10 protein-coding genes and 1 riboswitch are annotated in these 17,700 nt (G+C 65.7%); of the genes, 5 read left to right on the forward strand and 5 right to left on the reverse strand.

What is annotated here, in order from left to right; genetic code table 11:
- Window positions 1-14: 14 nt before the first annotated feature.
- The 3 genes from G9V96_RS08320 (at window position 15) to G9V96_RS08330 (ending at window position 3,492) form a co-directional block, all read left to right on the forward strand.
- Complete coding sequence (locus tag G9V96_RS08320) at window positions 15-1,043, forward strand: CBS domain-containing protein (protein ID WP_168582612.1); 1,029 nt, start codon at window positions 15-17, stop codon at window positions 1,041-1,043.
- A 217-nt stretch (window positions 1,044-1,260) separates the two neighbouring features.
- On the forward strand, window positions 1,261-2,250 hold the full coding sequence (locus G9V96_RS08325) for a PIN domain-containing protein (protein ID WP_168582613.1): 990 nt from the start codon (window positions 1,261-1,263) through the stop codon (window positions 2,248-2,250).
- A 966-nt stretch (window positions 2,251-3,216) separates the two neighbouring features.
- Window positions 3,217-3,492 carry a hypothetical protein gene (locus G9V96_RS08330; protein ID WP_168582614.1) on the forward strand — a complete coding sequence of 92 codons (276 nt, stop codon included), beginning with the start codon at window positions 3,217-3,219 and terminating at the stop codon, window positions 3,490-3,492.
- 364 nt (window positions 3,493-3,856) lie between these two features.
- Here the strand turns inward: G9V96_RS08330 and G9V96_RS08335 are convergent, their stop codons facing one another.
- Window positions 3,857-4,030, reverse strand: coding sequence for a hypothetical protein (locus G9V96_RS08335; RefSeq protein WP_168582615.1), 174 nt, complete (start codon window positions 4,028-4,030; stop codon window positions 3,857-3,859).
- A gap of 324 nt (window positions 4,031-4,354) precedes the next feature.
- Between G9V96_RS08335 and G9V96_RS08340 the strand changes: the two genes are divergently transcribed.
- A complete protein-coding gene (locus G9V96_RS08340) occupies window positions 4,355-10,786 on the forward strand; it encodes a DEAD/DEAH box helicase (RefSeq protein ID WP_168582616.1) in 6,432 nt (2,143 codons plus the stop codon).
- Between the two features lie 4 nt (window positions 10,787-10,790).
- On the forward strand, window positions 10,791-13,133 hold the full coding sequence (locus tag G9V96_RS08345; protein ID WP_168582617.1) for a 3'-5' exonuclease: 2,343 nt from the start codon (window positions 10,791-10,793) through the stop codon (window positions 13,131-13,133).
- Between the two features lie 541 nt (window positions 13,134-13,674).
- Here G9V96_RS08345 and G9V96_RS08350 read toward each other — a convergent pair.
- The 4 genes from G9V96_RS08350 to G9V96_RS08365 form a co-directional block, all read right to left on the reverse strand.
- Window positions 13,675-14,628, reverse strand: coding sequence for an alpha/beta fold hydrolase (locus tag G9V96_RS08350; protein WP_168582618.1), 954 nt, complete (start codon window positions 14,626-14,628; stop codon window positions 13,675-13,677).
- 83 nt (window positions 14,629-14,711) lie between these two features.
- Window positions 14,712-15,452 (reverse strand): ABC transporter ATP-binding protein, encoded by a 741-nt coding sequence (locus G9V96_RS08355; protein ID WP_168582619.1) that lies wholly within the window; start codon window positions 15,450-15,452, stop codon window positions 14,712-14,714.
- Window positions 15,449-16,444, reverse strand: a complete 996-nt coding sequence (locus G9V96_RS08360) for an ABC transporter substrate-binding protein (RefSeq protein WP_168582620.1) — start codon at window positions 16,442-16,444, stop codon at window positions 15,449-15,451. The genes G9V96_RS08355 and G9V96_RS08360 overlap by 4 nt, the downstream gene beginning before the upstream one ends.
- Window positions 16,445-16,580: 136 nt before the next feature.
- Window positions 16,581-17,489: an ABC transporter permease gene (locus tag G9V96_RS08365; protein WP_168582621.1), complete on the reverse strand. Its 909-nt coding sequence runs from the start codon at window positions 17,487-17,489 to the stop codon at window positions 16,581-16,583.
- A riboswitch (TPP riboswitch) is annotated at window positions 17,479-17,574 on the reverse strand. Its footprint overlaps the gene before it by 11 nt.
- Between the last annotated feature and the right edge of the window lie 126 nt (window positions 17,575-17,700).

A 17,700-nucleotide genomic window follows, 5' to 3' on the forward strand; every position in this document is an offset into this window, starting at 1 on the left:
CGAGAGGAACTATCGTGCCCACCGGAGAGCCAAGCCCCGTCAAGACCTTTAACCGTGACGCGAGCGAGAAATCAGTCCAAAATATCAATGAGTTCCTTGCACTAGTAAAGAAGGGGTGCCCTTGGAGCATTTCGACCAAAGATTTCCTCCGCCTGAACGGGAATAAGCGCAGGGGAAGTCAGGTCAATGCGGAGATTCAGTCGCTTCTACGGCAACACGAACTGGTATCGACCCCGGCAATCGAGAAGGCGGACTATTACGGATCAATTGTAATCTCCGATCCACGTGACACCCTCCCCGGGAGAGACGCTGTAGGCGCCATTGCAATCTCGGCCTTCCAGGGAGACGATTCGACACTGATCTACGCAGGGAGGGAGATGCCAGCCACGAAGGTGGAGACACTTATGATAAAGGACAACTACTCTCAAATTCCCGTGCTCTCTCACGACCAGAAGACCCTGCACGGGGTCGTGACATGGCGCAGCCTGGCGCGATACAGAGGTGATCGAACCGCGGCGAAGGCGGGCGATGTTGTGCAACAAGAGGGCGGGGTCCACGTGGCTGCCTCCTCCGATGACTTCCTGGGTCTTGTTGCGACTATCATCGAGAAGGAGTTCATCCTCTACCGCGACCCACAGGGAGTGATTACAGGAATTGTCACCTCGAGCGACCTCGCCGAGGCCTTTAATGACCTCTCAGGCCACTACATTAAAGTGTGGGAGATCGAGGACCGCCTACGACTTCTCCTTGACCGCGCACCTATACCAATGTTGAAGAAGCACCTTGATCCCAAGTTCGGCGCCAAGGCGAACTTTCGGGGCGCGACGGACATGATGTTCGGGGAGTACCTGACGGCGTTGGAAGACAAAGAGGTCTGGGAGCTGTCGGGAATCAACCTAGACCAGAACACCTGCCTCAAGTTGCTGAAGGCCGTCAAAGATGCACGAAATAGAGTCATGCATTTCAACTCAGAAATGCCCGACGCAATGCGTTCATCGATCGAGCAGCTCCTTCGAATATTGCGCTCCACCCCCTTATCGTAGTCATGCTTGACTCGGGAATTCCGTGGCCTTCGTATGTGTGGACTGGCCCCTAGGGGAGTTAAATGAAATTACGGTCACCCCTGAGAAAACGTGTGGCGGACGCAGCGCGTCGGATGCCCGACCGTCGACGCCTTCACCGCACCCACCCGCCCGAGGGATGGCCCGTGCTCGAAGATTCAGATGAGCTTATTTCAAGACGTCACAAAGGACCAACCCAGTGAGCAAGCTGGTTTTCATGGATACGAATACCTACCTAAGCTTCTACAGGCTTTCCGCCAATGATGTTCACGAACTACATAAGCTCCAGCATGCCATCAAGGATGGCAGCCTATCCCTTCTCTCTACTGATCAGGTTGTGGATGAGTATTGGCGGAATCGTCAGAATGTCATTTATGATGCACTTAAAGAATTTAAAGGGCAGCCCTCCTGGAAGCTGTTTCCTCGTCTCCTTACGGGGTATGCGGAGCTCGACGCCATCCGCGAAGCCACCCGGAAGATCGACGTCGCCCGCGCTGACCTGGTGGAGCTCGTGGAAGCAGACGCGATCGCGAAAAAACTTGAGGCTGACGTACTGATCAGCGCTCTGTTCGAGTTAGGCACTAAAGTAACAGTCGACGAGAGCATCCTAGACCTGGCCCGGGGCCGTCACGAGAGAGGAAACCCTCCAGGAAAATCTGGATCCTATGGTGACGCAATCAACTGGGAATGTATCCTCTCTCAGCTTCCTGGCGCAGATGGGCCCGTGACCGAACTCTTCATTATTTCAAACGACGGCGACTTTTCCACCAAATTTCAACCAAACAGTCTTTCCGAGTTTCTTGAGCGGGAATTGCGAGAAAGAGGCTACGCTGGCACAGTTCATCTATACAGAAATTTGGGCGACTACTTCAAAAAACACCATCCAAACATCAGCCTCGACCTTGAGCAGGAACTTCAAAGCCTGGTGGAGAAGCTGAGGGATTCCCCCAACTTCGCGAGCACCCACCTGGCCATTAGCGACCTCGACCCGAGGGCCACTTTTTCCCGGGCGCAGCAACGCACGTTACTCGAAACCGCTCTAACAAACACCCAAGTGTACGCTATCGGCACCGACGAGGATGTCCATGAATTCTTTACCGTCGTCTTTGAGAGGTACCGAAGCGGCATCGACAAAGAGCACCTCCCCCACCTGATGAAGAGTTTCGACTGGTCCCCTTCTGTAAAATGAACACTCCTGGACTTGCGGCGAATCTCAGTCCTCCTCATCATAGCCGCGGGGCTCGAGAGACAAGCCTCGACCACTCTCGCGATGCGCAGATTCTTGTCCTGATTCGAGCCTGACGGCGCGGCGAACGTTTTGTGCGGCACCAGGTCAAGATTCGAAGTGAAGTGGCCGCGAGCCTCGGCCCCTGGCCATCAGCAGGACTCGACCTTCGCCGTCAAAATGCCTGGATCGCCGTCCGGTTTTACGGCCTCCGCCGAGACAAATGAATGCATGTTCAACAGCTACGCTGCGACGACGAGAACATGTACAGCCATGGACATGGCAGCTCGATGCTCGTTTAAGTCGTTCGTTAGGCGCACCCTCACCAACCGAGAGCTCGATTACGGAATCGAAGGTCAACCGGGGCGACACAGTATGTATGTCATGACCGAGACGCGTCAACGGATCCGAACCTGCGCGTCAGCCCTGGGCGCCTAAGAAGAACATTTTTGCGACCACCTGTTCGGGTTGCGTGCACAGCACGGCCTGTAACAAGCGCAGGTGACGGAGGGCATGTGCGTTAGCCATAGCGTCGTCGCGCTGCTGAAGGGGTATGACTTCAACCCACCCTTTCAACCCTGCGTCGCTAGCCCTTGCTGTCGAGGCTCAACTCTAGCGTCACCAGCCATCGTCCCTACACCATGGCTGCCTATTTCGATATCCCCGCCAGCGGCGTCACCGCGGCGACGTGGACGACCGACCTCGATGTAGCGCCCTCACGGTCAGTTTTAATGCCTGACGCCAGTGACGAGTTACAGGCCCTCACCCAGGAGGTCGAGCTGGTCGATGTTGGCTTCGACTTTTGTCCGCCGAGCTGTCCACCTCCTCGACCGGGGAAGGCAACCGCCAGAGTTTGCGCTCAGCATAAGTTTCCCCGATCCTGCCGAGCGAAAGACGGGGGAACCGCGCCGCTGGCAGCACTGGCTACGCATGACAGCCACCACCAAGCTTGGAACCGTCATCGTTGAACCCGTCGCAACCCACCAGGTGAGTATGGACTACCAGAGCCTGTTCCAGCAGCCAACCCTGACAGAGTTCGCCAACAAGGTAGGCGTCATGGCCCTGTTGCCTTATGCCCGCCAGGCGCTACAGGACCAAGTCAGCCAGGTTCTTGGACAACCGATCGTCATGCCGTCCTTCCCCAGAGGCGCTGTGACGTTCCTGACCCCTCCCGCGGCCGGTTTAATTGACCCCACCGCCGAGTAAATTGAATTCCATGAGTGGGGATTCATAAATGTGCCGACCTTCTGCCGCCGGTCTGGGGCGCGGAGCGCCGCGACGTCGCGCGGAGGAGGCGACGGCCGCCTCGACGACGGCTGCGATCCCCACCTCCAGGGCCGCTCTCCTTCACGCATCACTTTCGGAGCCGCGACACGGTAGCGCTCCCCGACGATGCATGAAGTCGGATGCTCCGACAGGTCCTCGCACGCCTTTATCGCTGCAAGCACCTCCGGGTCATCCGTCAGCAGCTTCGCTCGTTGTCTCGCAGCCCGGAGGGCAGCCCAAGCGACTTCACGCAGTTCGCGCTGCTGCGGCGGCAGCGCCTCGGCATGTCACTTGCGAAGTTAACCTAGCCGTCGCAGGCTAGGCCGAACGCGACGAGGGCCTCGCGGAGAAAGCCATCAAGACGAGTCGCTTCGTCCCGTTCGGCCTTGGCGAGTTCGTGGCGCTCGGCCGCTGCGCGATTCTCGACCTCGCGACGGCCCGCCGTCCAGGCCGGCACGAGCACACCGGGGATCGCCACCCCTGCTCCGCCGATCGGGCCCCAAAAGGCAGGGTCCCGAACAATGTTCTGGCCCCGGAGCCTGAGTTAGACCATGAACGCCAGGCCCAGGACTGAGCCCGCCTGTTCCCCAATGCCATTCGCCCCGTTTGATCTTCACTCTGCGCACCCTAGGGGGCCGGTTCGGCCGAACGGCACCTATTTCCCGCCCCGCTCCATCGATCGGCATACATTCCGCACTCTGAGCTCCCCTCGTCCTAAACCGCGACACTGACCTGGCCAGTAGAGTGAAACGACCACGCCGACAATCGAACCGGTCGACGCAGACCGCTCAGGGGGAGCGTAATGACGCAGCTGCTGCCGAGCTTGCAGGCCGAGCGGGTGCGGCGGTCGTTGGTCGATTACTTGTCGACAACATTCGCGTTGGCGGATGCGGAACCGCGACGAGCACTGGCTGAGTTTCTCGAGCACCCCAATGACGGGATCTTCAAAGGCCCCTACGTCCGGCTGCGCCTGCCTTTCAAGCCTGCGGAAGGATCCTGGCGCGAGCACCTCAACTGGAAGCCGCCGTTCGCGCCGTACCGACACCAGGCCGAAGCGTACGCCCGCCTGACCAGCAAGAACCTCGGACCCGACAAGCCCCGCCCGCTGCCCACCGTCGTCACCACCGGCACCGGATCGGGCAAGACCGAGGCATTTCTGCACCCCATCGTCGACCACTGCCTGCGCGCCCGAAACCGCGGCGAACGCGGTATCAAAGCGCTCATCCTCTACCCGATGAACGCCCTCGCCGACGACCAGGCCAGGCGCCTCACTTCCCTCCTCACCGGCGACCCCGCACTCGCGGGCATCACCGCAGGCCTCTACACAGGCGACGCACGCGAAGGCCAAAGCGGGCAAGGGCGCACCAAGGTCTCCGCCGACGGCCTCATCACCAACCGCGCCGTCCTTCGCGACGACCCGCCCGACATCCTCCTCACCAACTACAAAATGCTCGACCAGCTCCTCCTGCGCCCGGCCGACCAACCCCTCTGGGAAAAGAGCTGGCAGTCCCTCACCTATCTCGTCCTCGACGAATTCCACACCTACGACGGCGCGCAGGGCACCGACGTCGCGATCCTGCTGCGACGCCTCGGCCTCGCACTGCGCAGCCACGTTCCTGCCGACCACCCCGACCGCGCGCTCTACCACGGCCGCCCCCTCGGCAAGGTCACTCCCGTCGCCACCTCCGCCACCCTCGGTGACGCCGGCGACCCCAGCGCCATGCTCGCGTTCGCGACAACTGTGTTCGGCGAACAATTCACTGACGACGCCGCCATCACCGAAGCCCGCGTCGACATCGAAGACTTCACTGCGACTGCTCGCACCGCCTCCACCGGCTCGGCCGCCCGCGAGCTCGAATCCCTCCTCGCCGGTGACCTTGCCGACCTCGCCGCCGTCGGCCGCGACCATGTCGGCGACCCGCAACGCCTCCTCGCGGAAACCGTTGCCGTGCTCTACCGCAACGACGAACGCCACCCGCTGCCCGATGCACCCGACGAAGCCCTCCTGCAAGCCCACCCCGGAGTGCGCTCCCTCATCGAAGCCGCCGAACACGCCACCCACATTGACGACCTCACCGCCCGACTTTTCGCCAGCTCAGCCGCCGCAGACACGGCGGCCGCTCGCGGCGCGCTCGCCACGATTCTTGCCGGCCTCAGCGTGATTCGCGCCCAGACCCGCGACGCAGTCTCCGTCGACGTCACCCTGTGGCTGCGCGAACTCACCCGCATCGACCGCGTCGTGTCGTCCGAGCCCGGATTCCGATGGAGCGACGACGGTGCCACGATCGACCCCGACGGCCAGGGCGACGCCCTCCCCGCCATTTACTGCCGCGGCTGCGGACGCTCCGGCTGGGGCGTCACCCTCGCCCGCACCGGACGCGATCTCGGTGACCGCGACGAGAAGATCCGCCTCGACCACATGACCAACGAGGGCCGATTCCGCGCTCTGTTGCATGCCCCCGGTGAGGCGGCCGCCGTCGCCACCGCCGCATCGGCCGGCGCCGCCAACCCCGAGGAGGTCGCACCCAACCTGCGATGGCTGCACATGCCGCAACGCACCATCCTCACCCGCCCCGGCGACCAGGACCCCGATCTGCTCGAAGGTCGCGTGCTGCCCGTCGTCATGCTCGACGGCGACAGCCAGGACCTTGAAAAGCGTTCTCGTAAAGACGAATGTCCCTCCTGCGGACGCGACGACCAGATCCGCTTTCTCGGCAGTGCCGTCGCCACCCTGCTGTCGGTCAGCCTCTCGACCCTCTTCGGCGACCCCGATCTCGACGCTGGCGAAAAACGCTCGCTCGTGTTCACCGACTCCGTGCAGGACGCCGCCCACCGCGCCGGATTCGTCGACCACCGCTCCCACGCCATGTCGCTGCGAACCGCCCTGCGGCGCCCCCTCACGGGGTGGAAGTCACTGCCCGACTGGGTCGACGCCGCTATGCGTGCCGCCGAGAACGACCCCTTCGCGCGCTACCGTCTCGTCCCCGCGTCGCTCCTCACCCAGGCCCAGTTCGAGCCGTACTGGAAGTTGCCCGTCTACACGCGTGTCCCCGCCACATCACGCAAGGCCGTGCGCAGACGCCTGCTCTTTGACGCCGCTCTCGAGGTGGGCCTACAGACGGGCTACGGCCGCACCCTCGAGGCGACCGGATCCATCGGCGTCTACGTCTCCCCAGGTCGCTCCGCAGAACTCGCCGCCTACGGACGGGCAGCCCTAGGCGACGTGCAGCAGCAGACCCTCGACGCCGAAGCGGTCGACGCTGCCCTGACCACCTGGGTGCGAGGAGTGCTCGAACGGATGCGCCGCGACGGCGCCATCGACCACGAGTGGCTGAAGAAATACGTTAAAGACGACGGCAACCGCCACTGGATCTGGGGCGGTCGACGCCGCGACCAGGGTGCGCCGGCGTTCCCCCGCGGACGCAGCGCCCCCGCCTTCCCCGTTGTCGGCGGCCGCATCGACACCAGTAAGAGCGCCCTCGTTCCCGCCGCGTCCAACCGGAGTTGGTACGCCCGCTGGGCGGCAAAGTGCCTGGGCGTCAACACGAATCACGGCGCTTCACTGGCGACACAGTTGCTGGCCGGGCTCGCCGAGGCGGGCATCCTCTCGGCCACCCCCACTGATACCGGGGGCACGGCCTACGGAATCCCGGCCGAACGCATCATGGTCACGCCGCTGGACGACGTGCAGTTGCGCGAAGACACGACGCTGCTCGTCTGCGACACCTGCCGCTCGCCCATGCCCGTCGCGCCGAACGTGAGCGCGCAACTGGCCAACGGACCGTGCCACAACCTGCAATGCCGCGGACGACTGAAAGAAGCGCCGCGCGAGGCCGAATCGTTCTACCGCGCCCTGTTCACCGACTCCGACATGCGCCGCGTCGATGCCCGCGAACACACGAGCCTCCTGGACGCCGAAGAACGCCGCAAGATCGAGGCCGGGTTCAAGCGCCCCAAGCAGGAGCCGGGTGACCCCAATGTGCTCGTCGCTACCCCCACCCTGGAGATGGGTATCGACATCGGCGACTTGACCACCGTGATGCTTGCCTCGATGCCCGACGCCGTCGCCAAGTACCAGCAGCGCGTCGGCCGCGCGGGTCGCTTCACCGGCTCGTCCCTGGCCTTGGCCTACGTGCCCGGCCGTCGCGAAAACCTGCCCCTGCTGGGCGACCCCACGTCGATGATCAGCGGCGCCGTGCGCCCACCCGCCACCTACCTCGATGCGGAAGAAATCCTGCAGCGGCAGTTCCTCGCCTCTGTCATCGACCGCATGGTGCGCGACGGATATTCGCCCATGCCGCGTACTGCCGGGGAGGTACTCAGTTCCAGCGAACCGGGCACTCTGTTGGGTGATCTCATCACCCGGCTGCACCATGAAGGCCCGCAGTTCCTCGCGGATTTCATCGCCGGGTTCGACGATCCCAGCGCACCCGGACTTGGCGTGCTCCAGACGTGGGTCACCGCCACCACTCAGAACAGCGGCGGCACGCGCGACACCGCCGAGGCTGCGATCCACCACGCCGTCGGCGAGCACACCCGCGAGATCGAAGACCTACGCCGACGCCAGGCCGAGATCGAGGCGAGCATCCCGGAGCTGACGGAACGCGCCGCCTCACCGGCCGCTACCGACGACGACAAACGGGCCGTGAAGTCCGCAAAGAGCGAGGCCAAGCTGCTGCGGACCCAGATAAGTGACCGCACCACGCAGCCCTGGATCGCCGGCCTCGAACTGCGCGGCCTTCTGCCTAACTACTCGCTGATGGACGACTCGGTGAAGCTCGACGCCCAGGTGTCGTGGCGCGACCCCGAGACGGGCGACTACGGCTATGAGCCGCTCCTCGTCGACCGCGGGTCCGCCCGCGCCCTCACCGAACTCGCCCCCGGCGCGTACTTCTACGCCCATCGGCTCGAGATGCGCGTCGACGGCGTCGACCTGGGCCAAGACAACGCCGAGGTGGTCACCCATGCAGCTTGCGACCAGTGCGGATTCGTGGCCCAGCTCAGCTCGCCTGACGAGCCCTCGCCACGGGCGTGCCCTCGCTGCGGCAGCCGAGGGATCAGCGAGACCGGACAGCGGTTCGCCGCCGCCCGCCTGCGCCGCGTGTTCGCCGACGTCAACCGCGACGACGCAGCCATCGGTGACGACGCCGACGACCGGCGCCGCACCCCGTTCGAGATCATTCCTGCCGTCGACTTCGACCCCGCGCGCCTGACTGAGCATTGGTCGGTGGAGGCGGCCGGTCTCGGCGTGGCCCACTACCGGCGAATCACAGTGCGGTGGTTCAACACCGGGCGACTTGTCGCCAGCCCGCAGACCATGCAGATCGCCGGTCGGGAGGCCATCGCGCAACTGTTCCGCCTGTGCGAGGCCTGCGGCAAGCTCGACCGCGGCTCCGGCATCAACGTCGCCCGCGAACACCGAGCCTGGTGTCGACACCGACACTCCACTGACGAGCACACCCTCTCCCTTGCGCTGGCACGCGAACTCGTCACCCAGGGAGTCGCGATCGCGTTGCCCGCCTCCGTCGTCGGCGACATGTTCAGCGTCCCGAGCCTGAGCGCCGCAGTGCTCCTCGGCCTGCGCGAGCACCTAGGCGGCGCCCCCAACCACCTCCGCGTCGAGGTCGTGCCACACCCCGTCAGGTCCGATGCGGGCGAAGTGCGCCAAGCCCTGTTCCTACACGACACCGTGCCCGGTGGCACCGGCTACCTCACCGAGCTCGCTAAACCGGACCGCCTCTGGGCCATCCTCGTCAGCGCGGGCAAGGTCGTCGAAAGCTGCCCCTGCGCCGACGAGGGACGCGCCTCCTGCCACCGCTGCCTCGCTCCCTTCGGCCGCGACGTCTACCGCGTCGACGCCCTCCGCGCCCTGAAAGCGCTGCTCGGCGTCGACGGTGATCGCGCCCTGGCCGATCTCGACCCGCTCGTCTGCGAATGGCAGGTGACGGCCGAGGCCATGCCGGTATCGGGAGAAGACTCGCCGCTGGAGCACGAGCTCCGTGCGCTCCTGCGCACTCGTCTCGGCACGTTCGCCACCGTCAAGGAGACGCCCACGTCCCGGGGTAAACGCTTGACGATCACGGGGGCCGGTAACCGCGTGTGGTTCGTCGATCCCCAGGTCGACCTAGACGGCGTGCGCCCCGACTTCATGGTGTGGACCTCCGGGCTGCCCAAAATCGCCGTCTTCGCCGACGGGCGCCGATACCACGCGAGCGCGGTGCACAACAGACTCGCCGACGATGCGGTCAAGCGACAGCGACTGCGCGACACCGGCACTCACGTGATCGCCGTGACCTTCGACGACCTGCGCTCCCCCACAGCCCCCGCGTGGTTGAACAAGCAGGTGGTCAAGCTGCTCATGGGGCAACCGGCCGGCGCGCCGGGATCGGGCATCTCTATGGCGGTGGCGGACGAGCAAGAGGGCGGGCCCCTCGCCCTGATCGAGGGCATCATCAAGGACCCGGAGAGCGTGCCACGACGGCGGCTGGGCGACGCTGTGCCACTCCTCGTCGGCATCCTGCCCGGCGCTGTGCCGCAAGGTGTCATCGGCGTTGGCGACGATCTGGTGGCCGTTGCGTGTGACCGCCTGCAGGAGCGGCCCGTGCCGATATCCGGCGAGCAGACACTGCTCCTCTACGCGCGCGACCACCTCGTGTTCGCCACACGGTTGAAGGGCGACGCCGCCCTAGAGGTGACGCTCGTCCTCGATGACAGGCCGGAGGCCCTCGCACAGCCCAACCACGTGGACGCGTGGCGTGACTGGCTGCGTCTGTCGAACGCCCTGGCCTTCAGCGACCTTCCCTACCGCATCACCACCCTGACCGCGCAGACATCACCGACCTCACCGCGGATCGACCTCATTGAGAGTCGGAACGAAGTCGTCGTGGATACCGCCGTCGTTGCCGACGGATTGCCAGGAGGGTGGGCTGGCGTCGACCTCGACCCCGACTTCACCTCCCCGGTCATCGTCGAACTCGCCCGGCTACTGGCCGAGGCGGGCGCGCCACCGGCCGAGGGCGGCATCGAACTCGACAGCGGATCCATCGCCGACCTGGTCTGGTCGAAGGCCCACGTGGCCGTCGTCGACGACACAATGCCGAGTGACGAGATCGAGACGCTCCGCCGGGCTGGGTGGACGATCCACCAGGCCGACGATAACGCTGCAGATTTGAGCCAGCTGGCGGAATCCGTCGCACGTGAATTCCACTCTAGGGACGAACGGCTAGGAGACTAGGCCCATGCCCACGCTGATCTGGAGCAAGGTCAAGGACGGACTGGACCCGGCCGTGAAGAAGAAGGCGTACGCCTTCCTCGAAAAGCTCCAGGAGAGCGACAAACTCCCGGGCCTGCACATCGAACCCATCGTCGGCAGCGTCGACCCTCGAGTGCGGACCGGCCGCGTCGACGACAAGTTCCGCTGCGTCATGTTCAAGTTGGTGGCCGGTGACGAGCCGTTCTATGTGATCCACGGGGTCTGGTCGCACGACAAGGCCAATGCCATCGCCCAGCAGGTGCGCCTGTCGATGAACCCCATCAACGGTGTACCCGAGGTCGAGCGCGTCCTCGAAGAAATCCAGGCCACCGCCCGCACCCCCGCACCGCCCGAACCAACTGCGTTGCCCGATGCAGCTGCGACGCCAGAACCGACCGCACCCCTCGACCCCGCTAGCGCCGAACCTGTCGATCCGGCGCCTCTCCCGGTCGTCGTGGCCTCTCCCCCGAGGTGGCCCGCGGGGCTCACCGCCGACGCGCTGCACCGCGAACTCGGCATCGATCCACAGTTGGCCGAAGCGGCGCTGGCCGCCTCGACGGAGGACGCACTCGTCGACGACGTCATCAGTCGAGCCCGTGTGGAATGGCAGGCCGACGCCCTGCTCGAGCTCGCGACCGGGAGCTCGATCGCCGACGTCAAAGTGTCGTTCCGCCTCGACGAGCCCGTCGCAATCGACAAGACCGACGACGACACCCAACTCGTCGAAAGCATCAACAGGCACCCCGCAGCGCAGTCGTCATTCCACTGGTTGGGGACCGACAACGCCGAACTGCGTCGAGTCATCGAGGCCGGAGACCTGGGCGCGTGGCGCCTGTTCCTGCACCCTGAGCAACGGCGCTACGCGGAGGGCTCCCGCAACGGTGCGTTCCGTCTCTCGGGAGGCGCCGGCACCGGCAAGACGGTCGTGGCGCTCCACCGCGCCCGGTTCCTGGCTGCCCAGAACCCGCAGGCGCGGATCCTGTTGTCGACGTTCACCCGCAACCTCGCCGATGACTTGGCCGCCAACCTGCGCAAACTCGATGAGACGACGACGCTCGCCGCCAGGCCCGGTGAGCCCGGGGTGTTCGTTCGCGGCGTCGACCAAGTCACCTGGGCTGTGGTGCAGCGGGCCGGGGACGACATCGCCGACGCTGTAGAGGCAGTACTCGGGGCCCGCCGGACAGAGGTGCTCAAACGGTCTCCGGACCGCCTGTGGGACGAGGCTATCGACGACGCTGGCGCCGCCCTGCCTCGCGAGCTGGCGACGCGAACGTTCCTTGAGGCCGAGTACACGCAAGTGGTGCTGCCGAACCGCATCACAGACCCGCGGAAGTACGTGCGGGTGCGTCGCGCCGGGCGTGGGGTGGCTCTCGACCGCGCCAAGCGGGTGGCGGTGTGGAACGTCATCGACGCCTATCGCGCCAAGGCACACGCCGCAGGCACGACGAACTTCGACGAGAAGGCCGCTATCGCGGCGCAGTGGCTCGAGTCTCAGGATGAGCGCCCGTTCGATCACGTTGTCGTCGACGAGGCACAGGACCTCACCGCCTCACACCTGAGGTTCCTCAGGGCGCTCGTGGCCGAGGGCGCTGACGACCTTTTCATCTGTGAGGACTCCCACCAGCGCATCTACGGGCAGAAGGTGACCCTCTCCCACTGCGGCATCAATGTGCGGGGGCGTGCACGCCGCCTGACCCTCAATTACCGCACCACGCAACAGAACTTGTCGTGGGCCATGGGCATCTTGTCGGGCGCGAACTGGACCGATCTCGAGGGCGAGACCGAGGCGCACACCTACCACTCCGCCCGGACCGGGCCGGTCCCCATCCTCATCCCGGCCGCAACCGTCACCGACGAGTTCGATGCCGCGGCCCAACTGTTGCGGGACTGGCTCCCGCACCCCGACTCCGATCCCGCCCAGAACCAGAGCGCCGGGCGCGCACCCGAAGCACACTCCATCGCTGTGCTTGTGCGCGACAAGTACCGCCGCGAGACCCTCGTCGCCGCGCTCGCCGAGCGGGGAGTCACCGTACGCTCCGTCGACCGGGAGACGCCGCGACCGGGATTCCCGCTGGCCATGACCATGCACCGTGCGAAGGGGCTTGAGTTCACCCACGTTCTGCTGCTGGGCGTGCAGGAGGGTTCCGTGCCCAAGTCGCTGCGTGAGTACGACACGAGCGAGGCCGACAAAGCCGACGCCCTCTTGCGCGAACGCGCCCTCGTCTACGTCGCCGCCACCCGCGCCCGGGACGTACTCGCCGTCACGTGGTCCGGGAAACCCTCCCAGCTCCTGCCAGTAACGTCAGGCGCTTCTTTGCCGTCGTCGTGACCGTTGACCCCTACCCAGACTCGCAGCCTGACTCGGCTTCCTCGCCAGCATCATTCGCGATCGTCACCGTCAATGACGACGGGACCTTCGAGCCTTCATATGTCGCTTCTGATCAGTGCCAGGGCGATCCATCCGTGTATAACTCCTGGGCACCAACCCGGGGGCGGGTGTGTCGCGCGGGCCGCAAGCTGCGGCGAGCCCACCCATAGAAACAAGCGCTATGTGAAGTTTAAACGAGACCCACCTGGCGGGAATCCAGGCAGGATCCGTCCGGCCTAGCGCATGGGGCGAGTCCGACCCAGGAGTTGGCCATCTTGGTTATCACCGGATGGCTCGGACGCTGCCCACCCGAGCCATCCCGTGTTCCTCCCGGGGCGACATCGACGAACTGTTCGTGGCCTCACGAGGCTCCCTGAGCGCCAACCTTCGCTATGGACGTGGCGCGCAGCCGCAGCGAACTCCCGGCTGGGCACGCAGCAGGTAATGACCGAGACCTCCCTGTGAGGGCGGCCCGCAGCAGCAGCACACTTCGTGCAGCGGCTCAGATGATACGTGGCCGAGGCGAACCCGCGGGCGTCCCCAGCGGGGGCGACGCCGGCCTGCCCTCTAAGGCCTGAGCCATCTCGCAGGTCTCCAGGACGATGGCGGCGACCTCTTGATAGCGGGTGTAGTGGGGGTACTCCCCAGAATCCAACCCGCGCACGCTCACCAGCGGATGGGTGTGGGCTAGAGCACGCTCCCGCTGGGCGTTCGCTGCGTCCAACCCGTCCGAAAGTTGCACGATGCAGACCGGCACCCGGATGCGCCGATAGAGCCGCTCGTCGGGGTACAAACGGTCGCCGGTTTCCACCGAGACCAACCTGATGATCGTGTCCGGGTGTGGCAGGTTCACCCAGCCGGACCCATCCGGCGCCGCGCGGATCGAATACCGCAACTCCTCACGCAAACCCTTGAACCCCACGACCCGCCAATCCCGCGCCAACTGCGCCGTGATCCGGTCCATGAGAAGTTCGGCTTCAGCCACGGTGGTCCCGGTACGCCCGAAGTAGAAACGGTCCCGCAGCGATCCCCGGAACTGCGGTGAGGTGTAGAACGCGATGTCGTCAGCGGCGCTCTCCTCGGTACGGGCGCACGCCCCGCCCAGCGCCACGACACCGGTGAACAGTTCAGGGTCCTCGATGGCGGCGCACAGACTGGCGTGAGTGCCCTGCCCCAACCCCACGAGCAAGGGCGATAGGTCCAGGTGCCGTGCTACTGCCAGGATGCTGTTCCAGGCATCGGCGGGGCGACGCGCCGACGCGGTCGAGCCGCCGTGACCCGGCAGGTCCAGTGCGTAGGCGTGCACCTTCCCCTCCAGTGCCGCTGCCACCCGGTCCCAGGCCGCGGCGCAGAACCCGGGCGCGTGGACGAACAGGACGTCTGGGCCGCTTCCCCCAAAATCACGCACGACGACGATGCCATCCCCATACGGCACCTGTCGCTCCTGAATCGTCATACCGTCCTTGTCGGCGAAATCTGGTCGGTCCTAACCAATTCGCCCCGAGACCGGACCTTGGCGCACAGGCGTAACGGGCGCGTTCACCCAGCCGTGTCAAGGTCGCCGAGAATGTTGCGACGCGCCGCGTCCAACTGCGCCGGGGTTGCCACCCCACTGCGGTTCCCCCGGTGGGACGCCACGAGCCGGCCCCCGGTGAGCACCACGACGTGATCAGCCAGCGCCAACGCTTCATCCACGTCATGGGTGACCAAGAGAACCGTCTGTTCGTGAAGCCGCAGCAATCGCAGCAGCAGCGAGTGCATCTCGCGACGGGTCAGCGCGTCCAACGCACCGAACGGCTCATCCAACAGCAGCAGGCCCGCCCCCATCACCAAAGCCCGCGCCAGCGCGACCCGTTGCTGCTCCCCCCCGGACAGCGTCGAGGGCCAATCGTCCTCGTGACCGTCCAGCCCAACCTCGCGCAGAGCATCGACGGCTAAGGTGCGGGCCCGAGCGGAGTCCAGGGAATGAACACCGATGGTGACGTTGGCCCACACCGGTTCCCACGGCAGCAGCCGCGGCTCCTGAAAGACGATCGTTGCCGGTTCGCAGGCCAACCTGGCGACATAGTCGGGTTCGTTCAGTCCCGCGATGACGCGAAGCAGGGTTGACTTGCCGCAGCCGCTGCGCCCGACCAGCGCGACGACCTGTTTTGCGGCCACCTGCAGGTCGAGACCATCGAGCACGACCCGATCCCCGAAAGACACCCGCAGTCCCTGCACGTCGATCGCGCTCGACCCGGTTCGCGCTCTGATACTGGGGTCGGCGCTGGGACGGCTCATCGCATCCTCGCCACGTCGATGGCCGCCAACCCCACCGGTGAGAGCGTCGGAGTGAGGCCCTGCTGGTGGTAGAACTTCGCGACGGCTTCCAGTTCGGCCTGAAAGAGCGCGTCCGCGGGTCGGATCGTCGGCGGTTTCTTGGCCGCGACGAGTTCGGCGACCTTCGGCGGTGCCCCGGAAGCCACATAAGCCTGCTTCAGCAACTCCGGGTCGGCCACCACCTTGGCGGCCTGCTCGGACAACGCTGTGTAGCAAGCCATGAGCAGCTGCGGCTGCTCGTCGGCGAAGGCATGGGTGGTGATGTGCACCGTGTGATTGCGGGCCTGCACCTCCTTGGCCAGCGCAACCACCGTGCCGCCGGACAATTGCGCCGAGGCGAGGTACTGATCCCAGGTGGCCCACGCATCGACGGCGTTCGAGGCGAAAGCGCTCGCCGCGTCGGGGGGTGAGAGGTAGACCGGCGTGACGTTCCGCAGACCGAACTTCACGATCGCCATCCGCAGCAGGTAGTCGCCGGTACCGCCCTTGTTGACCGCCACCCGATGCCCGGACAACCCGGACGCCTCGGTGATGCCGCTGGCGGCTGTGGCGACGATGCCGTGCGTGTCGTCGTCGGCGACCTCCACCGCGAACGCGGCCAGGTCCGGGTTGCCCTGCAGGGCAGCCACCAGAGCCGTGGTGCTGCCGGTGGTGACATCGATCTGGCCTGCTGCCATCGCCTCCGCAGCGGGCGCGAACGCCGGGAACGGTGGGCTGACAGTGGCGGATCCACCTGCCTTGGTCAGAGCAGCCTGGATCAGGCCACTGTCGATCGCCATCGTCAAGGTGTTGCGAGTGTTGAAGGCACCCAATCTCACCGGTTCAGGTCCGGCCGCGCTGGTAGCCGAAGCGGACCGAGCTTGCTGTGCCGCCGGGCCTGAGCAGGCACTCAAGGTGGCGAGCCCGGCAGTGCCGAGCAGCGCGGTGAGTGCCTGACGGCGGGTGATGCTCATTGCTTCTCCTGAAGATTCGGTTGGTGTGGGCAGGGAAAGGCCAGTTGCGCGAACTGTGGCGGCTTCACCGGGGTGTCACCGTGCGGCGGCACCTGCGTCTAGGCGTATGACCAGCGGGCCGGCGCCGGGCGGCCGCTCAGTTCCGGCGGTGTGGGGTTCGCCAGCGCAGCAGGTGGGACTCCAAGGCTCGCACGATCGCGTCCGTGAACAGGCCGAGTCCGGCGTAGACGGCGATGCACACCATGACGATGTCGGTGCGCACATAGGTGCGGGCATTGGTCAGCAGGAAGCCGAGGCCTTCGGAGGCGTTGATCGTCTCGGCGATGATGACTGCCACCCAGGCGAGGCCGAGCGCGAACCGGACCCCGGTCAGTACCGAGGGCAACGCGCCCAGCAGGACGACCCGATACACGATGCGGGCGCGGCGCACGTTGTAGGCGCGGGCCATCTCCACGAGCCGAGCGTCTACGCCTCGTACCCCCGCGCTGGTGTTGAGATAAGTGGGGATCAGGGTGGCCACCGCGACGAGCAGGATCTTGGGCGTCTCCCCCAACCCGAACCAGAGGATGAACAGCGGCGCGAGCGCGGTGAACGGAATGGTGCGCAGCGCCTGCAACGGGCGGTCGATGATGTCTTCCCCGAGGCTGCTGAGACCGGCGAGCAACCCGAATGTCAGGCCGATGAGCAGGCCGAGCGCGCTACCTGCTGTGACCCGGGCGAGGCTGACCAGCAGGGCGTGCAGCAACGAACCGTCGCCCAGCATGCCCAGCGCGGTGACGACCAGATCGCTCGGGCCGGGCAGCACCACCTCGGGGACCAGCCGAAGCGCGGCGATGAGCTGCCACAACAACACGATGGCTAAGGTGCTCCACCAGCGGCGCAACACGAGCCGACCCCGGCGCCGCGAGCTGAGGCCGCGGACACCCGGCGGGACGTTCCTACTCGGCACGGCCGGAGCAGGCACGACGGCCGGTGGGCGCGCAGACGTGCCGCCGGAGATGTCAGACGGGCCGGGCGGATTCGCGCGTGGGCTGTTCACCCTCATGCGACGTCCCTTCGCTAGCACGAACTAGATCAGGTTCGACGGGTGTGATCTCAGCCAGACGATGTCGGCACCCCGCGTCAACGCCGCCCAGGCTACCTGTCCCCCAACACGCTTGGGCGGGGGCGCCGCGTCGGCCCCGGGACATGCAGCCAGGGCAGTCACAAATGTCCGATTCCAGAGCGGAAGCGAAGCGAACCGGCCGCCGGCACAA

This window comes from Gephyromycinifex aptenodytis (assembly GCF_012277275.1).
Lineage (GTDB): Bacteria > Actinomycetota > Actinomycetes > Actinomycetales > Dermatophilaceae > Gephyromycinifex > Gephyromycinifex aptenodytis.